Genomic DNA, 25,475 nt, shown 5'->3' with positions numbered 1-25,475 from the left:
CGTCACCGCACCGGCTCGATGCCCCTGGCCGGGTAGCCGACGATCGTGTCCGCGCCGGCCGCTCGAAGCTGTGCGATGCGTTCTGCGACCGTCTCGGGCTCGCCCACGAGCGCGTAGTCGCGGACGGCCTGGGTGAGCACGTCGCGGGCTCGCCCGCTCGCGGTCGCGTCGGTCGCCGCGCCGTCGGGCAGGGCCGCACGGACCGGGCCACGCCGGGCGGCGTAGTCGCCGACGGCGTCGAGGATCTCGCTCTCGTCGTCGGTCAGCACCGTCGGCGCGTAGAGGGCGATCTCCCCCTCGAAGCCGGCCGTTCGAAGCGCCCGGAGGTCCCGTCCCGTCGATCGGGAGAGCAACTCGAACTGGGTGCCGCCGATCGCCAGCGCGACGCGCTCGATGCCCTCGGTCCCGACCCAGGGGTCGGTGGCCGTCGCCGCGGCCGCTTCGAGTCGGGGGACGATCGCCCGCTCGGCCTCGTCGCTCGTGAGGTAGGCGTCGTGGCCGGCGACCAGCACTCGGCCGACGCCGTCGGGAAGCGTCGCGAGCGTGCTGTCGTCGCCGAGCGGGTCGAAGCCGTCGGCCCGGACCGGCGTCGTCAGCCTGACGCGTTTCTGGTCGGCCAGCGCGGCGAGCGTCGACCGGTCTGGCAGGTGCTCGACCCCTTCGTAGTCGATCGTCACCGTCGACACGTCGAGGCGACTGGCCTCTGCCACGTCGACCTCGGCGGGCTTGAGCGCTGCCGCGTCGATCCCGACATCGTCGAGCGTCACTCCTGTGAGCATGATTTGGGTGGGCGTCGTGCCCGTTCGATTGCTCACCCGTACCCGATCCGCTGGCAAATGCCTGTCGCTTGGGATCGCGGTCGCTCTCGGACCGACAGGGAGTCTCTCGACGGACGAGGGCGGGCAGCAACTGCCCGACTACACCTGATCGCGGACGCTGGACGGCAAGTCGTCGTCGGGGCCGGCCACGCGGTCCGGCTCGGTCGGCATCGTCCAGTCGGTCGCGAGTTCGAGCAACTGGACGAGCATCCGCGCGGTCGCCCCCCAGACGGTGTAGCCGTCGACGTGGAAGAAGTGCAGTCGGATGTCGCCGTAGTGTGGGTGGTCCCGGCGCTCGGACTCGTAGTTGTCCAGGTCTACGAGGTCGTCGACGGCGAGGACGACGACCTCGGCCACTTCCTCGTCGCTGGGCTGGTACTCCCGGTCGGGAATCCTGGCGACGAACGGCCGGACCGAGTACTCCGAGACGGTGCGGATGTCGTCCAGCCGCCCGATCACGTTGGCGGCGCGGGGGTCCAGACCGACCTCCTCCTGTGCCTCTCTGAGTGCGGTCCGCAACAGCGAGTCGTCCTCCGGTTCGCGGCCGCCGCCGGGGAAGCTCATCTGGCCGGGATGGTCCGAGAGGTGGTCGGCCCGCTTCGTGAACAGCACGGCGTGGTCGTCGGCGTCGCCCGCGTCGGTGACGACGGGGACGATCACGGCCGCCTCGCGTGGCTCTGCCGTGATCTCGATCGCCTCGTGGCTGGCGACCCGATCGAACTCCATGCGTCAGGATGGGGCCGGGACGCTCTTAATTTGAGCGGAAACGCGCGAGTGGCTCACTCGCCGGCCGCGTCGGCGAGACGCTCGCGGGCCGCGCTCACGTCGATCGGACCCCACACTTCGAGTTCGTAGCTCACGTCCAGCAGGCGCTCGACGAACGCCTCGTTGTCCGAGCGGACGGCGACCAGACTCTCCTCGCGGAACCGCTCTTCGACGGCCGCCGCGAGTCGCCCCCTGTCGATCGATCGCTCGGGCACGTCCATGATGTGGGGCAGGTCAGTCGCGCCGTCGGGCAGTTCCGGGAACGCCGCCGGCCCGGCCGCGAGCAGTGTCTCGCCGTCGCGTTCGACGACCGCGAGGTGATAGGCGGCGACGGCGTCGTCGATCGCCCCCGCTGGATCGTCCACGTCTTCGCCCCGCTTGAACGCCAGCTCGGAGAGCGCCTCGACCAGTTCGTCGCGGGTGAGCGCGCCGAACAGGTCGACGACGCCCGCGAGTTCGTCGGCCGTCGGTTCCATACCGGTCCTCGCGAGCGCGGCGGCTTGAGCGTTCTGGGTTTCGGGCTCTCGACTGCTATCTGTCCGACGCTCGCGACTCGGAACGGCGTCGACCGCGCCACGGCGGTGTCGCTCGTCGATCTACTCGTCGAGCCACTCGTCGAACCACTCGCGGTGGACGGCGACGGCCGCTGTTCCCGTCAACTCGGGGTATCGAGGTCGCGTGACGGTGCCGTTCGAGTCGACGGCCGAAGCGGCGATCGCTGCGACTCGATCGGCCACCGACACGTCGGGCAGCGGTCGCACGGCGGCGTACCCCTCGCGGAACGCGCTCCTGAGCGGGGTCGGGTCGTCGACGTACCACGCCGCCACGAGGTGTTCGACCTTCGCGACCGCGAGAGCCGGATCGGCGGCCAGCGGGTCGGCCCAGTCCAGCACCGCAGCGAGATCGCCGTCTGCGAGGATCGCGTTGCCCGGTCTGAGATCCCAGGGGAAGAGACGCGGCTGGACGGCGCGCTCCGGGCGACTCGCGACGGCGGCCTCGATCGCGGGCCGGCGGTCGTCGAAGGCCGAGGGGAGCGCCTCGACGGCGTCGCTCGCGTACTCCTCGAAGAAGGTCGCGCCGTCCGGACCCGTGGCCGCGAGCGTCCCCGACGCCCCGACCTCGACGGGGCCGGCGGCGTCGAACGCGAACGCGTCGTGAAGTTCGCCGAGACAGCGGCCGAACCGACGGGCGAGGTGCTCTCGGGTCGCACGCGAGCAGGCCACGAACGACTCGTGGAGGTCTCGGCCGGAGACGTGCTCCGTGACGAGATACCCTCGGTCGCCGATGCGCCCCCGGCCGAGGAGTCGCGCCACCGGGACCGTCGTCTGGTCGTAGACCGCGGCCAGCAGCGTCGCCTCCGTGTGTGCGCCGCTCGGCGTCGCGGTCAGCTGGACGACCACGTCCGGTCGGTCGGGGTACCTGACGATCGTGGTGTCCTTGTGGTTCCCCTGGGGCGGTGTCTCGGCCCCAGCCGGCGCTCGCGTCTGGAGGACACGGTCGAGGATCCGCTGGACGGGCACGTCGGGCGCGATCCGGGTCATACGACCCCGTCCAGATCGGCCGGTCCGTCGAAGACGTGCTCGGGACGGTACTGGCCGGGATCGCGCTCGTGCTGGGGACACCAGGCCGCCAGGAGCCCCGCGCCGTGTGCACCAGCCACGTCGTTTTCCAGTGAGTCACCCACGTACAGCGTCGTCTCCGACGGCGTCTCGATCGCTCGACAGACCCTCGCGAACGGCTCGGGGTGGGGCTTCCGTCGCTCCATGTCGCCCGCGTAGACGACGGCGTCGACGCGCTCGTCGAGTCCGAGCGTCCGGACCTTGGGCCGCTGTCGCCGTGCCGGGCCGTTGGTCATCACCGCGACCGGACCGTGTTCGCGTGCCGCCGCCAGCGCCGCCTCGGCCCCCGCCCGGTAGGCGACGGCGCTGTAGTCGACGGCGTCGATCAGGCCCGCCGCGAGCGCGTCGGCCGGCACCCCCCGACGGCCGTGCTGTGCCCCGACACGGCGAAACCCCGCCGCCAGCGACGACCGCTCGTCTTCGGGGTCGGGCTCTGGCGGGCCGTCGAGAGCGGCCCACAGCTCGCCGGGCGAGCCGAACGGCTCCACGTCGGTCGCCGCGAACGCGGCCTCGTAGAGGGACTCCTCCGGCTGTGTCCCCTCGCAGAGCGTCCCGTCGAGATCGAACACGACGGCCGCGGGCGTCGTCATGGCACGCCGTTCGCGCCGGACGAACAAAAGCGCACGTGGCCGTGGCGTAACTCTCGTCGCTGCGGAGCCGACAGTGTCCAGTGGCACCGTACCTCGTGCGGTACGCGTCGAACCGTCGGAAAACCACAGTCGGACGGCGGTCGTCGCTGGCGGCGGGTGTCGCCACGCAGAAGGGCTCCCGGTGACCACGCCGTCGGTCGGCGGGATCTACTCGCCCGGCGGCGTGGCCGCCGTGGCGTCGCGCGCGCCCTCGACGGTCTCTCTGACGGCGTCGACGCCCTCGTCGTGGACCAGGTCGCCGACGACGATCGTGTCGGCGTGGGTCGCCATCTGACGGGCCGAGTCGTAGTCGTGGATGCCGCCGCCGTAGAACAGCGTCGCGTCGTCGAGGATCTCGTCCGCGGCGGCCACCTTCTCGGGATCGCCCAGCATCCCCGAGTACTCGACGTAGACGATCTCCTGGCCCAGGAGGTGCTCTGCGGCCTCCGCGTAGGCCGCGACCTCGTCGGCGTCGAGATCGCAGTTCGCCTGCGTGTAGCTGGCGACGGAGGCCTCGGGGTTCATCACGATGTAGGCCTCCGTGAACGTGCGCGACCAGTCGATGTCGTCGTCGATGCGGATCCACTCCTTGTGCGCGCCGGTGATCCAGGTCACGTCGCCGGCGTTCATCACGACCGGGATGAGGTAGCCGTCGTGACGGTTGCTGTGGACGACCGACGCGGGATTCGACGGCTCGATGTAGACGGGAATGTCGTGTGCCCCACACGCCTCGACGACGCGGGCCATCTTCTCTTCGGTCATGCCGGTCGTGCCGCCGATCTCGATCGCGTCCGTTCCGGTCGCGGCCACGTCCTCGAAGGTCTCGCCCGCGACCAGGCTCTTGTCTGGGTCGATCTTGACGATGTGGTCCCAGTCCGCCCACGTGCTCATACGTGCACAGAGTCAACCGTGGCCGTATAACCGCTTCGGAAGTCGGTACGCCTGATTACTGTTGCCAGTCGTCTCTCGGGGACTACCGTCGTGGGTCGAATGCGTCAGTCTGGTCCGAAAACGCGCTGACACTGCTGTTCGGCCTGCCGGTACACGTCGTCGAGAGAGTCCACTGTCGACCGACTGATTCGATCAGTCCGCCACTCACGGCCACAGCCTGTGAGACAATGACAGAAGACTTTCCAACACGTACTCTCTGCTTTCACACCGTACCAGATGCGCTCTCCGCAGTGGCGACAGTTCGCTGTGTCGTGTCGCTGGAGTTCCATACCACGGGTTCGATTCCTCCCGACTGATGAACTATCGGCCTGCCGCTTCCCCCCTACTTATATTGGCACTCACTGACTGGGAGACAGCATGACGTACGACGGGCCGGGAGTGTTCAGGGCCCCGATTGCAAACAGCGCCGCACAGGAGAACTTCCAGCGGACTGTTCGTGACGGTATCGCCGCAGAACGCATCGAGCAGTTCACCGATCGAACGCCCGATAACGATCCAGTACGGCTGTGGGGGACCAAACAGTCTATCGAGGGCACGTGGACCAACATCGAACCGGGCGATTTTCTCTTGTTCTACCGTGACGGCACGTACGAATACGCTGCCGAAGTTCTCGGCACGGAACGAAACGAACGGTTGGCGAAAGATGTCTGGCCGAACTACGAAGAGGGAAGTCCATGGCTCTGTGTTATCTATCTCGACGAGCCCGTCGAACTCGGCGTCGATTCGTCGGAAGTACACGGGCTAGCTGGCTACGACATCGACTACCCGATGGGGTTCTCCCCGCTAAACGAGATGGGAATCGGCGGCCTCAGAGGGAAGTACGGATCGATCGAGTCTTTCGTCTACGGTGACCGACCGGGAGACGATAGCGCCGTAGAACAAACGGACTTCGACACAATCACTCCCCGGATCGACGTAGATAGTCAGCCGGAATTCGAACTGCCAGATTCGATTCTCGACGGACTACACTTTCCGTCGGACGAGAACCACGAGGACCGAGTTACTGAACTTCTCGGAGAACTGGAGGATGCGTTGAACGCCGGAAAGCACATTATCCTCACTGGTCCACCCGGTACTGGCAAGACAGAAATTGCTCGCCGTGTCGCTGGATACCTCGCCGAAACAGAGACTGACTTTTACACTGGCTACCAGACGACTACGGCCACAGCGGACTGGTCGACGTTCGAGACCGTCGGCGGATACATGCCGAGCGAAGACGGTGGTGACGATCTCTCCTTTGAACCGGGACAGGTGTTGCACTGTTTCAAACGCGACGAGCAACAGCGCAACGACCTGCTCGTCATCGACGAAATCAATCGCTCGGACATCGACAAATCGTTCGGCCAACTCTTCACGTTGCTGTCTGGTCAGGGTATCTCTCTTCCGTTCACGAGGGAGGGGTCGCAGATCGATATCCGGCCCGGCTCTGAAACCGAGAAGAGCGATCTCCCCCCGCACCAGTATCTGATGCCGTCGTCCTGGCGGATCTTTGCGACGATGAACAGCTACGACAAAACGTCGTTGTACGAGATGTCGTACGCGTTCATGCGCCGGTTTGCGTTCGTCTACGTCGACGCTCCGACCGTTCCCGAGGACGACGACGCGCGTCGCCGGCTCGTTGACACGTACGCCGACGTTTGGGATCTCGATGTCGCGCCTGATCTCGTCGCTGCAATCGGAGATGTCTGGTTCGTCATGAACAACGCGGCGGACGAACGGAAGATCGGTCCGGCGATCGTCCGGGATATGCTCTCTCACGTACGAGGGACACCCCCAAGCTCAGCGTGATCGTGTCGTTACTCAGGCCGTTCTCAGCTACGTCTTCCCGCAGTTAGAGGGTGTCAGAAAGCGCGAGGCCGTCATCGCTCGGCTCGCCGAACTCGACGCGATCGACTCGTCTCGACTTCGATCTGTCGCGAGCGACGTGTTGCAGGTGAGACCTGATGGATAGGGACGCTCTGCTTGAGCAACTGTCCGAAGACATCCTCGCGTACGTGATGCACGGGTCGTTTCCCGAGCGACACCTCGTCCAAGAGATTGCACCAGATGGGTTCGCAGACCGGTTCGACGACTACGAGACGCTCGTCCGACTTCACTTCGTCTTGAAGCCGGCAGTCGTCGACTTCGTGGAACAGCTACCAAAACGGTTGCGAAGCATCAAAACACAGACTGAAAACGTCTCGACGACCACTCGCGGTGCCGTGGAAGGTCGGATCGACTGGGCGGGCACTGTGCGAGAGCGATACGCTCGAAATCCTCGTGACAAGCTCGTTGTTCGTCTGTGAAAACCGGACTGAGAACTACGACATCGACGAGAACGTCGTTCTCAAACGACTGCTCGCACTCGTCCACGAGACGCTGCAGGACTGCCAGCCGTACTTCGAACGAGAGTACGACTGGGTGACAGAGCGATGGAAGGAGAGTACAGACCTGGTCGAAACGATGCGCGAAGTCGTCGAGCGAAACGTACACGTCCGTCGAATCCGCCGACCAGAAGTGTACGAGCCGACGGACCGAATGCTCCAGACGGCAGCCCAGTCCCGCAGCGAAATCTACCGTGAGGCCGCAACACTCCTCGAAGAGTACCAGCGGACACTCGCTGGTGAACCAGAGGCAATTACGAACCTCCTGTCTGACACGGCGATCACGCCTGACGACGACGAGACGTTGTTCGAACTGTTCGTTCTCTTCCGTTACATCGCAGCCGTAGAGCGTATGACGGACGAGAACTTCGAGCTACAGACCATCAAGTCTGGTTCACAAGAGGTCGCTCGCCTGTCGACGAACGGCGACGATATCGTCCTGTACCACGACAACTCCGCTCGTGACCGCGGTGTGTCGTTCGCATCGGATGTATCAGAGAAGGCGTCAGAGGCGCTCTCACGGACAGAGCGGATCGAGCGGGAGGCACGGGCGGTCGCCGACAGCTATTTCCGAGACAGAACGTTCCGAAGTGCAACCGGCCGTCCGGACGTTATCGTACTGGAAGTCCAGTCGGGAAACTCGAAGGAGTATCTCATCACGGAAGTCAAACACTCGAAACGCCCCGAAACGATTCGACGAGGGATCTCAGAGACACTGGAGTATCTCGCATTCCTTCGCCAGAACGGAACGCTCGTCCACGACGACGAGAATATGTTCGGAAACGGATCGAACGGCGTCCTCGTAGTTCAGGACCTACCAGAGGACGAGACGGCACCTATCGACGAGCAGCGCTCGATCAAGATTCTTCAGGCCTCCGAGGTCGACCAGAAGATCGAACATATTCTCAGAGAGGTTCTCGACTGAGCCGGCCCCGGCGGTGTCGGTGCCAGTCGACGCCCTCCCGTGGTGGGCGATAGACACTTGCCCGACAGCGCCGAACGAAGCCCCGAGATGCTCGGAGCGAGCGAACTCACCACGGTCGCGGCGGTCCGCGAACAGCGGTCCTACGTCTGTACGGTGCGAGACAACTACGGCGAGCGCGACGAGGTGATCGTCGTGCCCTGCGAGGACGGCGACGCCGCGGTCAGGGCGTGGATCAACCGCTGTACGCACGAGGCCCAGCGCTTCGACACGGGCCGTGGCGTGGCGATGCGGGACGGGCAGATGATCTGCCCCAAGCACGGCTCCATGTTCGACGCCTGTTCGGGCGACTGCGACAACGGCGAGGCCGCGGGGACGACGCTGCCCGGCGTCGAGGTGGCCGTCGAGGACGGGACGGTCTACCTCGCCGACGAGGACTACACCTTCGTCCACGAGGGGACGATCGCGGACGACGACGGCGACGACGGGCCGAGTTCGACCTCCCACATCGGCTTCTAGGAGAGACGGTCGAACACAGCACCGCAAGTGTTCGAGCGACGACGCAGGCCTCGAAAGCCCTCGCCCCGCTCGGGTAGTGCTCACTGACCGACGATATAAACGCGACCGGACCTCGCCCTTTCAGTCCACCAGGGTGTGGTGGATTGCGCAGTCAGCAACAGGAAACGGAAACAGCGTAACAGATCAGTCCGCCAGTTCGGCCTGCCAGTCCTCGATCTGGCTGGCCGACACGCCCTGGACGTTGGCGGCGATCTCGTCGGGTTCGACCGACCGGAGGTCGGCGGGCTCGTCGATGCCGACGGCCGCGAGCTTCTCGGCGGTCGCGCCGCCGATGCCGTTCAGATCTTCGAGGTCGTCGATCGCGTTGCGGGCCTGGTACTCGGCGTAGTTGCAGATCGGACAGCCCAGTTCCCAGGGATCGTCGTCGTCCTCGTCGTCGACGATCGAGATCTCGGGCAGATCGTGTTCCTCACAGCGGTCCTCGCCGACCACGATGTCGCCGTTGCGCGGCAGCGGCAGCGAGTACTCGCAGTCGGGATAGCGCGTACAGCCCACGAGTCGCGAGCCAGATCGCAGGCGCTTGATCGCCAGTTCCCCGTCGTGGTCCGCCCCACACTCGGGACAGGCCCCGATCACTTCGTCGTCGGTCTCGTCGGCCTTCTCGGCCTCGCAGCGGGGACAGCCGTGGACGAAGGTGTCGCGACCCGCAAGCATCTTCACGTGGTTGAGACCGTGGTCGTCGCAGCGCTCGTCGAGGACCTGGGGCTCGCCGGTCGACGGCAGCGGGAGAGTGAAGCGACACTCGGGGAAGCCGTCACAGCCGACGAAGTACGACCCCTGCCGCGAGCGGCGCACGAGCAGGTCCTCGCCACACTCCGGACAGGGACCGAGCGTCTTGTCGGCTTTCAGCGACTCCTGGAGGTAGTCGCCGACCTCCTCGCGGGAGTCGGCCAGCTCCTCGAAGACGCGTTCGAGCATCTCGCGGGACTCTGTGGTGACCGCGTCCAGCGTGGCCTCGCCGCTTGCGATCGCGGACATGTCGGCCTCCATCTGGGCGGTCATCTCCTCGCTGACGATGCGGTCGGCGAACTCCTCGGCGGCCTCGACGACGGCCTCGGCCAGGGTCGTCGGCCGCGGCGGGTCGCCCTCGATGTACCCGCGGTCGTAGAGCTTCTCGATGGTGTTGTGGCGGGTGCTCTTCGTGCCCAGCCCGAACTCCTCCATCTTCTTGATGAGGCGGGACTGTCCGTAGCGACGCGGTGGCTGGGTCTGTTTGGCTTCGAGGGTCACGTCGCTCATGGTGAGGGAATCCCCCTCGGAGACGGCTGGAACGACGTTCTCGCTGGCAGAGGAGTAGGGATAGACGGCGTGGTATCCGGGTTCGAGCAGGCGCTTGCCGTTGGCCTTCAGCGAGTGGCCGGCGGCCTCGGCGACGACACGGAGGTGGGCCCACTTCGCGGGCTCGGCGACCGTCGCGAAGAAGCGCCGGACGACGAGCGCGTAGATCTCCCACTCGTCGTCGTCCAGCTCGCCCCGCGGGGGGAGTTCCCCGGTCGGGTGGATCGGCGGGTGGTCGGTCGTCTCTTCGTCGCCCTCGGTGGGGACGATCTCGTCCTGTTCGAGCAGCGACTCGGCGTCCTCGCCGAAGGCCCGACTGCCGACGAACTCGTCCAGCAGTTCGTCCGGCTCCAGGTCCTCGGGGTAGACGGTGTTGTCCGTCCGGGGGTAGGTCATGTAGCCGGCGGTGTACAGCTCCTCGGCGAGGCTCATCGCCCGCTGGGCCGAGTAGCCGAGCGACCCCGCGGCGGAGATGAAGGCGGTGGTGTTGAACGGCTCCGGGGGCGCGTCGGTGCGGGTCCGCTTGCGGACGGACGTGACCGTCGCGGCGTCGAGTGCGGCCAGATCCTCGTAGACGGAGTCGGCGGTCGCCTCGTCCCAGACGCGCTCGGCCTCGCTGCCGTCGTCGTCGTAGAAGTACTGGGCCTCGAAGGCGGCGTCGTCGCCCTGCAGATCGCCGAAGATCTCCCAGTAGTCTTCCGGATCGAACGCCTGGATCTCGCGCTCGCGGTCGACGATCAGCTTCAGGGTCGGGGACTGGACGCGGCCCACCGAGATGAAGTCGTCGCCGAGCTGTCGGGCCGACAGCGAGAGGAATCGGGTCAGCGCCGCGCCCCACACGAGGTCGATCACCTGTCGGGCCTCACCGGCGGCGGCGAGGTCGAAGTCGATCTCGTCGGGGTTGGCGAAGGCCTCCCGGACCTCGCGGTCGGTGATCGAGGAGAACCGCACGCGGTCGACGGGCACGTCGGTCTCCTCGCGGATCAGTTCGTACGCCTCCTTGCCGATCAGCTCCCCCTCGCGGTCGTAGTCCGTCGCGATCGTCGCCTCGTCGGCCCGGCGGGCCAGCTTGCGCAGGGTCGCGACGATGTTCTCCTGGGTCGCGGACTTGACCACGTCCGCCTCGACCAGCTCCGCCGGCTCGACGTCGCGCCAGTCGGCGTACTCCGGTGGGAAGTCCACGCCGACGACGTGGCCCGACAGTCCCATGCAGCGTTTGGTCCCCCAGCGGTAGACGTTGACGCCGTTCTCCCGCTCGGCGGTCGCAGCGCCGTCGCTGAGGATCTCTGCGATGCGGCGGGCGGCGTTCTCCTTTTCGGTGATGATCAGTTCCACACGTCATCACCAGACCCTTCGATCATATCTCCGGGTACGGCCGACTGTGTTCTAAAGGCTTTCGCCAGAATCGGGGGATAGCGCGTGTGTGCGTACGGTTGCGGACCCGTGGGCGTCCCTGTGCGTCGAGCGCGCGCCCGGACGCGAGTCTGCCCCCGAACGGAGCCGATCCGCGGACCGACCTCGCCGCTCGCAGGCCGGTGCTACAGATACTCGAAGTCGGCGTCCCCGGTCTCGAAGCCCACGCGGTCGTGAGCCCAGTCGAAGGGCACGTCGTCGCGGCGGTCGTCGAGGAAGTCGACGATCTGTTCGGCGGGGTTCTCGCCGTAGATGGTCTCGCCGGACTGGATCCGCTCGCGCACGGCGTCGGTCTCGACGACGTACTCGACCATCTCGGTCATGGACTCGCCAGAGACCGGCGGGACGAGGAGGTTCGTCTCCGCGTCGAAGACCGTCTCGGGCCGGTCCGTGTTGAAGCGCGCGGTGAGACAGATCGTCTCGTCGATGACGTTGAGCTCTTCTTGCATGCTGCCGGAGTCGGTTAGCTCGGCCAGACACTGGCCCGACTGGAGGAACTCGTAGACGTGAGCGTGTTTCTTCCAGAGCCCGGTAAAGAGGAAGTTCTCGCGTTCCGCTTCGAGGTCCAGCAGGCGCTCGCGGTAGCCGTACGCTTCGAGGGCCTTCCTGGTCGCGGTGAGTTCGAGGAAGTTGACGTTGTAGCCGGCTTCGACGAGGCCGATCACGGCCTCGACGATGGCGCTGAACCGCTCGGGCAGGAGGTTCGCCCGGCGGTGGATGTCCACCCGGATCCAGTCGTCGCGCTCTTCCAGGACGGGGTAGATGTCGAAGATGCTCTCTTCGAGGTCGGCGTCGGTCTTCTGTGCGATGGCGTCGACGACGGAGTTGCCGACGACGGGGATCCGTTCACGCCCGTCGACCTCGGCGGGGTAGCCCTCGTTTTCGAGGTGGTCGCGGTTCAGCTCGACCGGTGCGAAGTGGTAGTGTGAGGCCGCCGAACCGACGAACGTGTCGTACTGCTCGGGGAAGGGTTCGGCGCGGTTGAGCGACCACTCGCCCTCCCACTGGGCCTCGACCGCTTCGGCGGGGTCGGCCTCGAAGTCGAAGTCCGGCGACATGCCGCGCAGCCCGGCCTCGTTGTGGGCGACCGCCTGGTTGGTGGCGAACTGCCAGGCCTGGGGGACGATGCCGGCGGCGTGGGTGTCGCCGTGGACCAGCGGCAGCACGGTCGTGTCCTCCCACTGTTCGAGTCGGTCGGCCAGCTCGCTGATGCGCTCGTGGACCTGTGCGGTCTTCTCCGAGAGCCCGCCGCGGATGCCCAGATCGACCGCGATCCGGTCTTCGAGGTCGTACTCCGCGAGTCCGTGACCGAGCACGTCGTCGTAGTGCTGGCCGGTGTGGAGGACGAAACAGGGCAGGCCCCGCTCGCGGGCGGCGTCGACGACCGGTGCCTGCTTGTAGAAGTCTGGCTTCGTCGCCGTGACGACCGCGAGGACGAACTCTCCGCGGTCCATCTGGCGGGCGAGCCGATCCTCGTAGACTGTCATCTCACTCATTGGTTCCCGATTCAGCGGGGGGCGTGGTGTAGGCTTCGGTCTCGGTCGGTGGCTCGCTTCGACGGACTCATTTCGGGCGAGTGGCAACGTCGACTATGGACCGCTCGGTCAGGATCGCCCGCGCCGTCGCCGCCGGGCTCGTGTTCGTCACTGCCGCCTACCACCTCTGGTGGGGGTTCCCGCGAATGCTCGTCTACCTCCAGGGACTCGGCTCGCTCGCGAGCCGTGGTCTGATTCCCGATCCGCGCCCGTTTCTCTTCGTCGCCTTCGCGCTCGTGTTGCTGGCTGGCCCCTACCTCGTGACTCGCGAGTACCTCACCGTCCGCCGGGGCTATCTCGCCGGGGCCGGGCTGATGGTGCTTTCCTTCCTCGCCTGGGTCGCCTGGCACCAGACCGGCCACGGTGCCTTCCTCACCGGCTTGCCGGCACCCGAGACCGGTGGCCACACCCACGGCGGCGTCCTCTACACGATCTACGATCACTACGTCACGACGCCGATCGAGGGCGTCATCAAGAGCGTCGAACTGCTCGCTGCCGGCCTGTTCGCCTGGCTCCTCCGGCGCGATCCCGCAGCGAGCGAGTCGACCGTCGACGACGCGCCGGTCGGCGGCGACCGCGCGACGCGCGAGTGAACGCTCGCTACTCCTCGCGGCCGTACTCGACGAACGAGAGGGAGTCCCGGTCGTCGCGACTCGTCTCGGTCCAGCGCTCCCACTCGATCTCTGGGAAGTACGTGTCCCCGTCGTACGTCTCGTGGACTTCCGTGAGGACGAGTCGGTCCGCCCGCTCGCGGAACTGCTCGTAGACGGTCGCGCCGCCGACGACGTAGGCCACGTCGCTGCCGGTCTCGCGGGCCGCGTCGATCGCCGCCGTGATCGATCCCGCTCCGACGGCCCCCTCCGGGAACGAACGCCGCTGGCTCGTCAGGACGACGTTCGTCCGGCCGGGCAGTGGCTCGCCGAGGTCGGCGACGATCCCCTCGAAGGTCCGTCGCCCCATCACGACCGGGTGGCCCATCGTCGTCTCCTTGAAGTGTTTCAGGTCGGCGGGGTAGTGCCAGGGCAACTCGCCGTCGTTCCCGATGACGCCGTTCTCGGCGACGGCGGCCACGAGCACGATCTCGATGTCGGCTCTCTCGTCCGTCATCACTCGGCCACGAGCACGATCTCGATGTCGGCTCTCTCGTCCGTCATCACTCGGCCACCGAGAAAGAGATCCCCGGCGCGGGATCGTAGTCGCGCAGTTCGAAGTCGTCGTAGGTCAGGTCGTCCAGTGGCTCGTCGGCGATCTCCATGGTCGGGCGCGCACGGGGCTCGCGAGCGCACTGTTCGAGCAGGCCGGGCACGTGGTCGTACCCGTCCTGTCCGTCGTCCTCGGCCGGTGCGGTCGATTCGAGCCACTCCCGGACCGCGCGGTACTCCTGGTCGGCCTCGACGTTGGCCAGGCGCGCTTGCAGCTGGTCGAGGTGCTCGCCGTACCACTCGCCGCGGGCACCGCTGCCACAGTAGACGTGGGCGTCGACGATGGTGTGGGCGAACGAGCCCAGTTCGAACTCGGTCCGCTGGGCGACGGCCTGGGCCAGCAGCGAGTACGCGGCGACGTTGAAGGGGACTCCCAGCGCGATGTCGCCCGACCGCTGGGTCAGGTGGACGTTCAGGCGACCGCCCTGGACGTTGAACACGAACGTGTAGTGACAGGGCGGCAGCGTCGAGACCGTCGCGTTCGCCGGGTGCCAGGCGTTGACGACGAGCCGGCGAGAGTGGGGGTTCGCTTCGAGCTGGTCCATCACGTACGCGAGCTGGTCGAACGTCCCGTCGTCGTTGACCCAGCGGTGGGCGTCGTCGGGCCAGCTCTCGCCGGGGAGCTGCGCGTCGTCGTCCGGGACCGGGTAGCGCCGCCAGAACCGACCGTAGGCGGTGTCGAGGTGCCCCGCCTCGTCGGCCCAGGCGTCCCAGATCCCGGTCTCCTCTCGTAGCTCTCGGATGTGTTCTTCGCCTGAGAGGTACCACAGCAGCTCGTGGATCAGCGAGTTCCACCGAAAGCCCGAGAGGTCCTTGGTCGTCAGGAGGGGGAACCCCTCGGCGAGATCGACTTCGTAGTGCTGGCTGAACGACGCGATCGTGTCGACGCCCGTTCGGTTGGGCTTGTACGTGCCCTCCCGGAGCGTCGAGTCGACGAGATCGAGATACTGTTGCATAGTGGTTGTTGTGTTCCTGTGGGGCTGCCTCTTAGTCTCTCTGGCGACACAGTCGTTCGAGTGTCCTCGATCCGACATCGGGGACACTGTCGGGGACGAGCAAACTACGCTTCCAGCTCTTCCCGCAGCAGCTGGTTCACGACCACCTTTTTCCGCTTCGGGTCGCTCGCACCGCTCGCGACCACTCGCGCAAAAACGTGGGCGAAAAAGCGGCCGCTCGCACCGCTCACGGGTCGTACCTCCCCGTTCGCATTCGAGGCCCGCCTTCGGCGCGCCTCGCAGCTCGCGGCCGTCATTCTGCCAGTTCCTCCCGCAGCAACTGGTTCACGTCGCCCGGATCGGCACTGCCGCCGGTCTTGCCCATGACCTGGCCGACGAGGAAGTTGATCGCGCCGTCGTCGCCGTCCTCGTAGTCGGCGACGGCGTCGGGGTTCTCTTCGATGGCGGCCGCGACGGCCTGCTGGACCTCGTCGCCGCTGGTCTTGCCCAGCCCCTCGCGGTCGACGATCTCGTCTGGGGCGTCGCCCTCGTCGAGCATCGTCCGGAGGACAGTCTCCTTGGCGTTCTTGGCCGTGATCTCGTCGTCGGCGACGAGTTCGACGAGGCGTTCGATCTCCTCGAAGCGGTCGTCGACGTCCGTGATCAGCATGTCGCGGTAGTTCAGTTCGCCAAGCAGCTCGTCTGCGACCCACGTCGCCGCCAGATCGGCGTCGAAGCGATCGGCGACGGCCTCGAAGAAGTCGGCGACCTGTTTCGTCGAGGTGAGCTTCGAGGCGGCCTCTTCGCTGAGGTCGTACTCCGAGACGAAGCGGTCCCGGCGGGCGTCGGGCAACTCCGGAATGTCGATCTCCTCTTTCCAGTGGCTGACCCGGAGCGGCGGGAGATCGGCCTCGCGGAAGTAGCGGTAGTCTTTCTCCTCTTCCTTCGAGCGCATCCCGACGGTGTTGCCGTGGGTCTCGTTGAAGTGGCGGGTCTCCTGGGCGACCTCGCGGCCCGACTGGACGAGCTTCTTCTGGCGGGAGGCCTCGAAGGCCAGCGCCGTCTCCGCGCCCTTGTGACTGGAGATGTTCTTGACCTCGGTGCGGTTGGCGTCCTCCAGCACGTCGTCGTCGATACTCCCGTCGTCGTTCACCTCCTCGGCGTCGACCAGCGAGAGGTTCGCGTCGATGCGCAGGCTGCCGTCGCGGGTGGCGTCGAACACGCCCAGGTATTCGAGGACCTCCTCCAGCTTTTCGAGGAAGGCCCGCACCTCGCCGGGATCTCGGAAGTCCGGTCGAGTGACGATCTCCATGAGCGGCGTGCCCGCGCGGTTGTAGTCGATCAGGGTGTAGTCCGCACGGTCGATCCCGGTCGTCCGCGAGTCCAGCGGGCCGGTGCCCTCGCGGACGTGCTTGATCGATCCGGGGTCCTCTTCGAGGTGGGCCCGGCGGATGCCGACGGTGCGACTGTCGCCCTCGTGGGAGAACTCCAGCTCGCCGTCCTGACAGATCGGCGAGTCGTACTGGGTGATCTGGAAGTTCTTCGGCAGGTCGGGGTAGTAGTAGTTCTTCCGGTGGAACGTCGTCTCTTCGGGGATCGAAGCGTCGATGGCCTTGCCGATCTTGACCGCAGATTCGACGGCCGCCTCGTTGAGCACCGGGAGCGCGCCGGGGAGCCCGAGACAGACGGGGCAGGTGTTGGTGTTTGGCTCCTCGCCGCCGTCGGTCGAACAGCCACAGAAGATCTTCGTCTCGGTCTCGAGCTGGACGTGCACCTCGAGCCCGATGACGGTCGCGAGCTCGCGCGATTCGGCAGCTTGCGCAGTCATTACCCGCGGTTCGGTGGCGCGCGGCTAAAGGCTAACGACCTCCGAGACGGTCCCATCACTGACGGCCCCAAACGCTATGTCGATTCCCGACCGGGAGGGAAGTGGCCGTTCGTCGGCGACCACTCCGGGTGGCAAGCGCCGCCGCGATACACCAGGGAACCATGGACAGCACGTCACGGGACGACGGGCCGCGGGCGGACAGCCAGCGCCGTGGCCGGCGCTCGGCTCCGAAGTCGGCTGCCGGCCGCCCACGTCACCGCCGGACCAGAATCGGGCTGTCGGTCGTCGCGCTGGCGGTCGCGGCGACCGGCGTCGCGGGTGGCGTCGATCCGGCGCTGACGGCCCAGCCCGGGGGCGACTCCACCGCGTTGCTGGATTATTTCACGTTCATCCCTCAGGCGCTCGTGCTGTTGATCGCCGTCGGTCTCCGTCGCTACGTGCTCGCCGACACGGACGTGCCGTGGTGGCTCGACGGAGACGCGCTTCGAGGGCGAGCGAGCGCGCTGGTCCCACAGCCCGACTGGAGCGTCCGCGACGCCGTCTCCGGTTCGACAGCGAGCGACGACGAGGAAAGCGCTCACCACCGGGCCGGATCGAGCGACGACACCGACGAGCGCGCAGACGGCGACGCCAGCCCCTCGACCGGGAGCAAATTAGCGCAGAACAAGGGCTCCCAGCAGTCGTCTGAGACGCCCTCGCAGACACCGCCCCGCCAGAGCGCCACCGTTCCGGACCGGCTCGCGCTGGGCTACGGGAAGCAGCGCGTCGTCGTCGGCGACGGGGACACCGTCGACGAGAAGCTCCGGGCGATGCTGCGCGGGGCCGACGAAGCCGAGCACGCGAAGTGGATCGACGACGGCCAGCTCCGGTTCCACCGGGACGAGCACGGCTTCACGCTGATCGTCGGCGGTGACGGACTGACCCGGTGCAACGGCGAGCGACTCCGGCCGGGCGAGCGAACCCGGATCAGTCCCGGCGACGAGATCGACCTCTCCGGAGTCATGTCGCTCTCTGTCGAGGTCCCCCGGCGGCCCGACTGATCGGCGACCTGTCACGCTCGTTGTCAATGTCTGACGTAGGTATAAGTGGACAGACCGGCAGGTCCTGGGTATGTGCGGCAACCGTGTCGAGGAACTCGAAGCGCGCGTCAAAGAACTGGAAGCCTCCGTCGAAGGACTCACCGACGAACTCGTCGAGTGCAAGGTTCGACTGCGGGAACTGGAGAGCGCGGTCGACGAAGACATCGGCCTCGCGCCGAAGGCGACCGACGCCGACGACCAGACAGACGACGCCGCGCCGGAATCTGACACCGAAGCGACGAGTGAGACGATCGTAGCCGACAGTACTAAGCAAGCGGACGGTAAGGACGAACACAACCGAGAGGAAAGCGAGGCCGAGTCTGACTCCGACATCATCGTCGCGTAAGGCTGGGCCACGAGCGACCCCATGCACATCAAAGAGCTCGTCCTTGACAACTTCAAGAGTTTCGGCCGGAAGACACGGATCCCGTTCTACGAGGACTTTACCGTCGTTACCGGCCCCAACGGCTCGGGCAAGTCCAACATCATCGACTCGATTCTGTTCGCACTCGGACTGGCCCGCACCTCCGGCATCCGCGCCGAGAAACTGACGGATCTGATCTACAACCCCGGCCACGCCGACGAGGAGACCGACGGCAGCGGGGAGCGCGAGGCCAGCGTCGAGGTCATCCTCGCGAACGAGGACCGGACGCTCGACCGCTCGCAGGTGATCAACGCGGCCGGCACCGAGGACGTGGGCGACGTCGACGAGATCTCGATCAAGCGCCGCGTCAAGGAGACCGAAGACAACTACTACTCGTACTACTACATCAACGGCCGCTCGGTCAACCTCGGCGACATCCAGGACCTGCTGGCCCAGGCCGGCGTCGCGCCGGAGGGGTACAACGTCGTCATGCAGGGCGACGTGACCGAGATCATCAACATGACGGCCGGCTCGCGCCGGGAGATCATCGACGAGATCGCCGGCGTCGCTCAGTTCGACGAGCAGAAAGCCGACGCCTTCGAGGAACTGGAGGTCGTCCAGGAGCGAATCGACGAGGCCGAGCTCCGCATCGAGGAGAAACGGGAGCGCCTCGACCAGCTGGCCGACGAACGCGAGACGGCCCTGCAGTACCAGGAACTCCGCGAGGAGAAAGCGGAGTACGAGGGGTATCGCAAGGCCGCGGAACTCGAAGACAAGCGCGAGGAGCGCGCGGAGATCCGCGACGAGATCGAGGCGCTGGAAGACGAACTCGCGGACCTCCAGCGCGAACTCGACGAACGCCAGGGCAAGGTCGTCCGCCTCGAAGACGAGCTCCAGTCGCTCAACACCGAGATCGAGCGCAAGGGCGAGGACGAACAGCTGGCGATCAAACGCGAGATCGAGGAGATCAAAGGCGACATCTCGCGGCTCGAAGACAGAGCCGCGACCGCCGAAGAGAAGGTCGAAGACGCCGAGAACGAGCGCCGACAGGCGTTCGTCCAGATCGACCGCAAGCAAGAGACCATCGACGAACTGGAGGGCGAGATCCGACAGACGAAAGTCGAGAAGTCGAACGTCAAAGCCGAGATCAACGAGCGGGAGGCCGAACTCGCGGACGTACAGGCGAAGATCGACGCGGTCGGCGAGGAGTTCGAAGAGGTCAAGTCGGAGCTAGAGGCCAAACGGACCGCGCTGGAAGCGGCCAAATCGACGAAGAACGACCACCAGCGCGAGCAGGACCGCCTGCTCGACGAAGCGCGTCGCCGGTCGAACCAGCAACGAGAGAAACGGGACGCGATCGAGGACGCGGAGGCCGAAGTCCCCGACCTCGAAGCCGAGATCGAGGACCTGGAGACGGAACTGGAGAAAGCCCAGAAGAACTCGGCGACGATCACCGAGGTCGTCGAGGACCTCACGGCGGAGAAACGCGAACTCCAGAGCGACATCGACGAGCTGGAAGACGAGATCAGCGGGCTCCAGCAGGAGTACGCGAACCTCGAAGCGAAGGCCGGGCAGGACGGCGACTCCTCGTACGGTCGGGCGGTGACGACGATCCTGAACGCCGGCATGGACGGTGTCCACGGCACCGTCGGCCAGCTCGGCGGCGTCGACCCCGACTACGCGACCGCCTGCGAGACCGCCGCCGGTGGCCGGCTCGCACACGTCGTCGTCGACGACGACACGGTCGGACAGCAGGGTATCGAGTACCTGAAGTCCCGTAACGCCGGCCGTGCGACCTTCCTGCCGATCACGGAGATGCACCAGCGGTCGCTGCCCAGCCTCCCCCAGCACGGCGGCGTCGTCGACTTCGCGTACAACCTCGTCGACTTCGATCCCGAGTACGCGGGCATCTTCTCCTACGTGCTGGGCGACACCGTCGTCGTCGCGGACATGGACACCGCCCGCGAGTTCATGGGCGAGTTCCGGATGGTCACGCTCGAAGGCGACCTCGTCGAGACCTCCGGCGCGATGACCGGGGGGTCCTCGTCGGGGACCCGATACTCCTTCTCCGGCGGCCAGGGCCAGCTCGAACGCGTCGCCGCGAAGATCAACGAACTGGAAGACGAACGCCAGGAGCGCCGCGAGGAGCTTCGCGACGTCGAAGAGCGCCTCGACGACGCCCGCGACCGACAGACCGACGCGAACGATCAGGTCCGCGAGATCGAATCCGAGATCGAGCGCAAGCGGGCGGCCATCGAGGACGCCCACGAGCGCGTCGAGCGCCTGGAGGCGGAACTGGCGGAGATCGAGGCCGAACGCGAGGACGTCTCCGACGAGATGGACGTACTGGAGGGGAAAATCGCCCGCCAGAACGAGGCCATCGCCATCATCGAGGCGGACATCGACGAGCTGGAGGCGGAGGTCGCCGACTCCCAGCTGCCGGCGCTTACCGACGAGGCCGACCAGATCAAACAGGCGATCGACGAACTGGAGAGCCGAGAGAGCGACCTCGACGCCGACCTCAACGAGCTCCAGCTGGAGAAACAGTACGCCGAAGACAACATCGAGGAGCTCCACGAGGACATCGAAGCCGCACAGAACCGCAAGGCCGAGGCCGAGGAACGGATCGCCGAACTCGAAGCCGAGATCGAAGAGAAACGCTCCCAGAAAGCCGCCAAAGAAGACGAGGTCGCGGAGCTGGAGGCCGAGCTGGCGGACCTCAAAAGCGAGCGCGAGGAGCTCCGCGAGGAGCTACAGGACGCCAAAGAGCGACGCGACGAACAGCAGTCGAAGGTCACCGAACTCGAACGCGACCTCGACGACGCCACCGAGGAGCGCGAACGCCTCGACTGGGAGATCGACGAACTCGAAGCCGAGGTCGGCGACTACGACCCGGACGAGATTCCGGACCACCACGTCGTCGAATCCCAGATCGGGCGGCTCGAATCCCGGATGGAGGAACTGGAGCCGGTCAACATGCGCGCGATCGACGAGTACGACGCCGTCGAGGCGGAACTGGACGAGCTGGAAGACAAGAAAGAGACGCTCGTCGAGGAGGCCGACGGCATCCGCGACCGGATCGAGACCTACGAGCAGCGCAAGAAGGCGACGTTCATGGACGCGTTCGACGAGATCAACGAGCAGTTCGAGGACATCTTCGAACGGCTCTCGAACGGGACGGGGCACCTCCACCTCGAAGACGAGGACGACCCCTTCGAGGGTGGCCTGACGATGAAGGCCCAGCCCGGCGACAAGCCGATCCAGCGGCTCAACGCCATGTCCGGGGGCGAGAAGTCCCTGACGGCGCTGGCCTTCATCTTCGCGATCCAGCGCCACAACCCCGCGCCGTTCTACGCGCTGGACGAGGTCGACGCCTTCCTCGACGCCGCCAACGCCGAACTGGTCGGCGAGATGGTCGACGAACTCGCCGGTGACGCCCAGTTCGTCGTCGTCTCCCACCGCTCGGCGCTGCTGGACCGCTCCGAGCGAGCCATCGGCGTGACGATGCAAGACGACAACGTGAGCGCGGTGACCGGGATCGACCTCACCGGGGAGATCGGGGAGGTGCCCGCCGATGACTAGCGAGTCGCCCGAGGACCAGCGGGACGAGGGGGACTCGAAAAAAGCGAGCGGGGAACGCAGTGACCCGCGAGCTAGCGAGGGGCGCGACGAACGAAGTGAGGAGCGGCCCTCGGAAAGCCGAGCGGGGAGCGAAGCGACCCGTGAGGATAGCGGGAGCTCCGAGGACCAGCGGGACGAGGGGGACTCGAATACGCGAACGGGGAGCGAAGCGACCCGTGAGCAGAGCGACGACGGCGACGACATCCCGCTGAACATCGCCGGGCACGACGATCGGACACCGCCGAGCGAGGCCGATGCGGACGACCCCTTCGGAGCGGCAGGCGACGACCCGGACGGCGAGTCGGAGACGGTCGAAGCCGGCGAGGGCGACGACGAAGACGACGAGGAAGAAGTCGAGCCCGTCGAGGTGTTGGTCCAACTCGCCGACGCGGGGGAGATCGACCCGTGGGACATCGACGTGGTGCGGGTGACCGACAAGTTCCTCGAAGTGATCGACGAAGCGGACTTGCGGACCTCCGGGCGGGCGCTGTTCTACGCGTCGGTGCTGATTCGCATGAAGAGCGACGCGATGCTGAACGACGAGGACGAGGAAGCACCGCCGGCCGAGCCCTGGGAGGCGGCGATGGCCGGGGACGATCCCATCGACGAGCCGGACCCCTTCGCCTCGCTGGAGCAGGAGATGGATCGGCGACTGGAGCGCCGTCGGGCACGGGGGATGCCCCAGACGCTGGACGAACTGGTGCGAGACCTCCGGGAGGCCGAGCGCGATTCGTGGTGGAAAGAATCACGCAGCTACGACACGAGCGACTCGCCGTCGGGGTTCCGCCGCGGGACCCAGGAACTGGACTACCGCGGGGCCGAGGACGTGCGGATGGACGACGAGCCGACCGCCGACGAGGTGACGGCAAACACCCACGGCGAGGACATCGACGCCATCGTCGACGAGGTGTACGAGGCGGTGCGCGAGCAGTACGACGCCGGCCGCGAGGAGGTCCTGTTTCGGGAGGTCCACCAGATCGGCGGCTCTCGGGTCGAGACGTTCCTTGGGCTGCTCTTTCTCTCTCACCGCGGGCAGGTCCGTCTCCAGCAAGACGAACTGTTCGGGGACCTCTGGATTCAGGACCCCAACGCCGTGACCGGCTCCGAAGAGGCACTGGCCGACTAGCGGGAGCCGGCGTGTCGACGCCGCTGATCGACTGATTCTTGCCAGCACCGCGGCTCGCGACGGTGAACTGGCAGCGGTGCTGGCGGCGTGAGAAGTGTTAAATACCTATATTGTGTAAGTCATTAACACGCATGACGCCGACGAAACTCCGCGAACGCCTCCGAGAGCGCGAGGATCGCATCGACACCGAGCAGTTCCTCGACGCGCTCACCTACGTCCGCGACGACGGCCGGCACTGATCCAGCGGCGGGCCGTCGACGCCCGCTCCAGTGGCGACTCCGTCCACTTGTCACTACTGCCGTCGTTTTTCCGTCGATAGTTCGCGGCCACCAGATCGACGACGCTCGATCTCGGTCAGACGATCGCCCCGGACTGGAGGACGGCCACCAGCAGCGTGACCGTCGCGACGCTGCCAAGCGTCGTCACGAGCACGGACGTGCTGACGAACTGACCGGCCGACAGGCCGTCGTTCTCGCCGCTGAACGCGCCGACGAGGATGACGGGGGTCACCGCCGTCGGCGCGGCGGTGAGCAGGACGAACGTCCGCGCGACGACGGGATCGCGAAAGCCGACCGCGAGTGCGATCCCGACCCCGACGAGGGGCGCGACGGCGAGTTTCGCCACGCTGGCGACGCCGACCCGCCGCACGGTCTCGTCGACGCTGACGTTCGACAGGCGGATCCCGAGGATGAGCAGCATGACTGGGATCGAAGCGTTGCCCAGCATCTCGATGGTCTGCATCGCGGCGCTGGACTCGGGCGGCACGACCCCGAGCCACCGGGCCGCCAGCGTCCCGACGACGGCGTAGACCAGCGGGATCGAGAAGACGCGCTTCATGCTGCTCAGCGGGTTCCCGTCGTCGCCACGAGCGGCGATGTAGACGCCGACGGTGTACAGCAGGACGCCCTGCAGCGCCGTGACGAGAATCGCAGTGCTGCGACCGGTCGGGCCGAACGCGAACTCCGAGAGCGGGATGCCGAAGTTGCCGACGTTGGGGAAGGCGACGACGAGAACGAACGCGCCAAGCAGCGGCTCGGTCTGTCCCTGGAGTCGGCCGACGGACTCGGCGACGGCGATCATCGCCGCCGAGAAGGCGGTGACGGCGACGACGACGCGCAGGAGCGTCGCGGCGGGGAAAGGAGTGGTCGCGAAGCTGTAGACGACGAGTGCCGGCGCGAGCACGTAGACGGTGACCGTGTTGAGCGCGCCCGGATCCACGTCCCGAAACCGACCCAGCAGGTAGCCAGCACCGGCGACGGCGACGACCGGTAGGATCGCCGTCGCGAAAATCGAGAGCAACGACACGGTCGGGGGTCTGTCCAGCAGGGACACAACGCTGTCGATCTCGTCGCTGACGGTGTCGGGCTGGCGGGCCCGTCGACCACCAAGCCTTACTGCCGGCGGCGAGTCTGAGCGGGCATGGACACGCGACAGGCGCTGCTCGTCGACGCCTTCACCGACGAGCCGATGGCGGGCAATCCGGCGGGCGTCGTGCCGGACGCGGACGGACTGGACGACGAGCAGTTCGGCAAGATCGCTTCGGAGCTGGGTGCCAGCGAGACGGCTTTCGTGCTCCCGGACGACGAGGCGGATCGGCGGCTGCGTTACTTCACGCCCGAATGTGAGGTCGATCTCTGTGGGCACGCGACCGTCGCCGCCCACGCGCTCCTCTACGAGCACGACCGGCTCGACGCCGGGATCCACACGCTGGCGACGGCCGCGGGCACGTTCGAGATCGAGATCGACGACGACGGCACCGTCTGGATGGAACAGGCGACCGCCACGGTGAGGCCCGTCGACGTGGCCGACGAGGACGTGGCCGACGCTCTGGGAATCGACGTGGCGACGCTGCGGGACGTGGGTGCGGACTTCCCGCTCTCGGTCGCTTCGAGCGGCCTCCCCTTCCTCGTCGTGCCGGTGAACTACTTCGAACACCTGCGGGACGCCCAGCCGGACATGGCGGCGATCGAGTCGCTCTGTGAATCCGTCGGTGCCGAGGGGCTGTACGCCTTCACCTTCGACACGCTGGACGGCGACGCGACGATCCACGCACGGGCGTTCGTCCCGCTGGCCGGCGTTCCGGAGGACCCCGTCACTGGCACCGCCGCCGGGGCGGCATGTGCCTATCTGCGCCGGCACAACGCGCTAGACGGCGAGCGCGAGGAGATCGTCGTCGAACAGGGCCACTTCCTCGACCGCCCCGGCCGCGTCCGCGTCGTGACCGACGGCCACGACGTGCGTGTCGGCGGGCAGGCGGTGACGACACTCGACGGAGAGCTGACCGTCCCCGACAGCGAGGACGACGACATCATCGAAGCCTAGAGCGCGGTCGACCGAGCAGCGGCCTCGTACGGGACGGTTCTTGCGATGTACCGGTGAGTGCTCCGTCCCAACGCTCACCGATGCGCAACGACGCCGTTCCGTCGCAGTGATCTCTCATACTGCCGG

The 25,475-nt window shown here is 66.7% G+C and carries 21 protein-coding genes; 9 read left to right on the top strand and 12 right to left on the bottom strand.

Going from position 1 to position 25,475, the window contains the following annotated elements; all coding sequences use genetic code 11:
- Positions 1-2 precede the first annotated feature (2 nt).
- The 6 genes from AC5FRZ_RS12080 to AC5FRZ_RS12055 form a co-directional block, all read right to left on the bottom strand.
- Entirely contained in the window at positions 3-779 is a 777-nt protein-coding gene (locus AC5FRZ_RS12080; RefSeq protein WP_170095020.1) for a DUF7388 family protein, read from the bottom strand.
- 138 nt (positions 780-917) lie between these two features.
- Positions 918-1,544: an NUDIX hydrolase gene (locus AC5FRZ_RS12075; RefSeq protein WP_170095019.1), complete on the bottom strand. Its 627-nt coding sequence runs from the start codon at positions 1,542-1,544 to the stop codon at positions 918-920.
- Positions 1,545-1,597: 53 nt separating this feature from the next.
- The gene (locus tag AC5FRZ_RS12070; RefSeq protein WP_493564698.1) at positions 1,598-2,059 is read right to left on the bottom strand and encodes a DUF7109 family protein; all 462 of its coding nucleotides are present in this window, start codon (positions 2,057-2,059) and stop codon (positions 1,598-1,600) included.
- 120 nt (positions 2,060-2,179) lie between these two features.
- Positions 2,180-3,124, bottom strand: coding sequence for a phosphotransferase family protein (locus AC5FRZ_RS12065; RefSeq protein ID WP_372480507.1), 945 nt, complete (start codon positions 3,122-3,124; stop codon positions 2,180-2,182).
- Positions 3,121-3,792, bottom strand: coding sequence for an HAD family hydrolase (locus AC5FRZ_RS12060; protein WP_170095016.1), 672 nt, complete (start codon positions 3,790-3,792; stop codon positions 3,121-3,123). The genes AC5FRZ_RS12065 and AC5FRZ_RS12060 overlap by 4 nt, the downstream gene beginning before the upstream one ends.
- 207 nt (positions 3,793-3,999) lie before the next feature.
- The gene (locus tag AC5FRZ_RS12055) at positions 4,000-4,722 is read right to left on the bottom strand and encodes a phosphoglycerol geranylgeranyltransferase (protein WP_170095015.1); all 723 of its coding nucleotides are present in this window, start codon (positions 4,720-4,722) and stop codon (positions 4,000-4,002) included.
- 417 nt (positions 4,723-5,139) lie between these two features.
- Between AC5FRZ_RS12055 and AC5FRZ_RS12050 the strand changes: the two genes are divergently transcribed.
- The 3 genes from AC5FRZ_RS12050 to AC5FRZ_RS12040 all read left to right on the top strand — a co-directional run bounded on the left by AC5FRZ_RS12050 (position 5,140) and on the right by AC5FRZ_RS12040 (position 8,586).
- A complete protein-coding gene (locus AC5FRZ_RS12050; RefSeq protein WP_493564697.1) occupies positions 5,140-6,570 on the top strand; it encodes an AAA family ATPase in 1,431 nt (476 codons plus the stop codon).
- A gap of 729 nt (positions 6,571-7,299) precedes the next feature.
- On the top strand, positions 7,300-8,070 hold the full coding sequence (locus AC5FRZ_RS12045; RefSeq protein ID WP_493564696.1) for a hypothetical protein: 771 nt from the start codon (positions 7,300-7,302) through the stop codon (positions 8,068-8,070).
- 87 nt (positions 8,071-8,157) lie between these two features.
- Complete coding sequence (locus tag AC5FRZ_RS12040) at positions 8,158-8,586, top strand: Rieske (2Fe-2S) protein (RefSeq protein WP_493565084.1); 429 nt, start codon at positions 8,158-8,160, stop codon at positions 8,584-8,586.
- A gap of 183 nt (positions 8,587-8,769) precedes the next feature.
- Here AC5FRZ_RS12040 and AC5FRZ_RS12035 read toward each other — a convergent pair whose 3' ends face one another.
- A complete protein-coding gene (locus tag AC5FRZ_RS12035; RefSeq protein WP_493564695.1) occupies positions 8,770-11,259 on the bottom strand; it encodes a DNA topoisomerase I in 2,490 nt (829 codons plus the stop codon).
- A gap of 203 nt (positions 11,260-11,462) precedes the next feature.
- Entirely contained in the window at positions 11,463-12,833 is a 1,371-nt protein-coding gene (locus tag AC5FRZ_RS12030) for a UDP-N-acetyl glucosamine 2-epimerase (RefSeq protein ID WP_372480512.1), read from the bottom strand.
- A 95-nt stretch (positions 12,834-12,928) separates the two neighbouring features.
- Between AC5FRZ_RS12030 and AC5FRZ_RS12025 the strand changes: the two genes are divergently transcribed.
- A complete protein-coding gene (locus tag AC5FRZ_RS12025; RefSeq protein WP_493564694.1) occupies positions 12,929-13,465 on the top strand; it encodes a hypothetical protein in 537 nt (178 codons plus the stop codon).
- 7 nt (positions 13,466-13,472) lie between these two features.
- Here AC5FRZ_RS12025 and AC5FRZ_RS12020 read toward each other — a convergent pair whose 3' ends face one another.
- From AC5FRZ_RS12020 to gatB, 3 genes are all read right to left on the bottom strand, one after another.
- Complete coding sequence (locus AC5FRZ_RS12020; RefSeq protein WP_493564693.1) at positions 13,473-13,979, bottom strand: dihydrofolate reductase; 507 nt, start codon at positions 13,977-13,979, stop codon at positions 13,473-13,475.
- Between the two features lie 46 nt (positions 13,980-14,025).
- On the bottom strand, positions 14,026-15,030 hold the full coding sequence (thyA, locus tag AC5FRZ_RS12015) for a thymidylate synthase (protein ID WP_493564692.1): 1,005 nt from the start codon (positions 15,028-15,030) through the stop codon (positions 14,026-14,028).
- A gap of 292 nt (positions 15,031-15,322) precedes the next feature.
- Positions 15,323-16,837, bottom strand: a complete 1,515-nt coding sequence (gene gatB, locus AC5FRZ_RS12010) for an Asp-tRNA(Asn)/Glu-tRNA(Gln) amidotransferase subunit GatB (protein WP_493564691.1) — start codon at positions 16,835-16,837, stop codon at positions 15,323-15,325.
- 161 nt (positions 16,838-16,998) lie between these two features.
- Here gatB and AC5FRZ_RS12005 point away from each other — a divergent pair, with 161 nt between their 5' ends.
- The 4 genes from AC5FRZ_RS12005 (at position 16,999) to AC5FRZ_RS11990 (ending at position 23,027) form a co-directional block, all read left to right on the top strand.
- Positions 16,999-17,877 (top strand): hypothetical protein, encoded by an 879-nt coding sequence (locus tag AC5FRZ_RS12005; protein ID WP_493564690.1) that lies wholly within the window; start codon positions 16,999-17,001, stop codon positions 17,875-17,877.
- 70 nt (positions 17,878-17,947) lie between these two features.
- Positions 17,948-18,262, top strand: coding sequence for a DUF7518 family protein (locus tag AC5FRZ_RS12000; protein ID WP_170095006.1), 315 nt, complete (start codon positions 17,948-17,950; stop codon positions 18,260-18,262).
- 21 nt (positions 18,263-18,283) lie between these two features.
- The gene (smc, locus tag AC5FRZ_RS11995) at positions 18,284-21,862 is read left to right on the top strand and encodes a chromosome segregation protein SMC (protein WP_493564689.1); all 3,579 of its coding nucleotides are present in this window, start codon (positions 18,284-18,286) and stop codon (positions 21,860-21,862) included.
- Entirely contained in the window at positions 21,855-23,027 is a 1,173-nt protein-coding gene (locus tag AC5FRZ_RS11990; protein ID WP_493564688.1) for a segregation/condensation protein A, read from the top strand. Before smc ends, AC5FRZ_RS11990 begins: the two co-directional genes overlap by 8 nt.
- Positions 23,028-23,381: 354 nt before the next feature.
- On the opposite strand, the gene AC5FRZ_RS11985 is transcribed toward AC5FRZ_RS11990, so the two are convergent.
- Entirely contained in the window at positions 23,382-24,332 is a 951-nt protein-coding gene (locus AC5FRZ_RS11985) for an AEC family transporter (RefSeq protein ID WP_170095003.1), read from the bottom strand.
- Between the two features lie 114 nt (positions 24,333-24,446).
- Between AC5FRZ_RS11985 and AC5FRZ_RS11980 the strand changes: the two genes are divergently transcribed.
- Positions 24,447-25,349 (top strand): PhzF family phenazine biosynthesis protein, encoded by a 903-nt coding sequence (locus tag AC5FRZ_RS11980; RefSeq protein WP_493564687.1) that lies wholly within the window; start codon positions 24,447-24,449, stop codon positions 25,347-25,349.
- The last annotated feature ends 126 nt before the right edge of the window (positions 25,350-25,475 follow it).

Source organism: Halomicrobium sp. HArcht1-1 (assembly GCF_058933285.1).
Note: the sequence above shows the minus strand (reverse complement) of the source record. Positions and strands in the feature narration are given on the sequence as shown.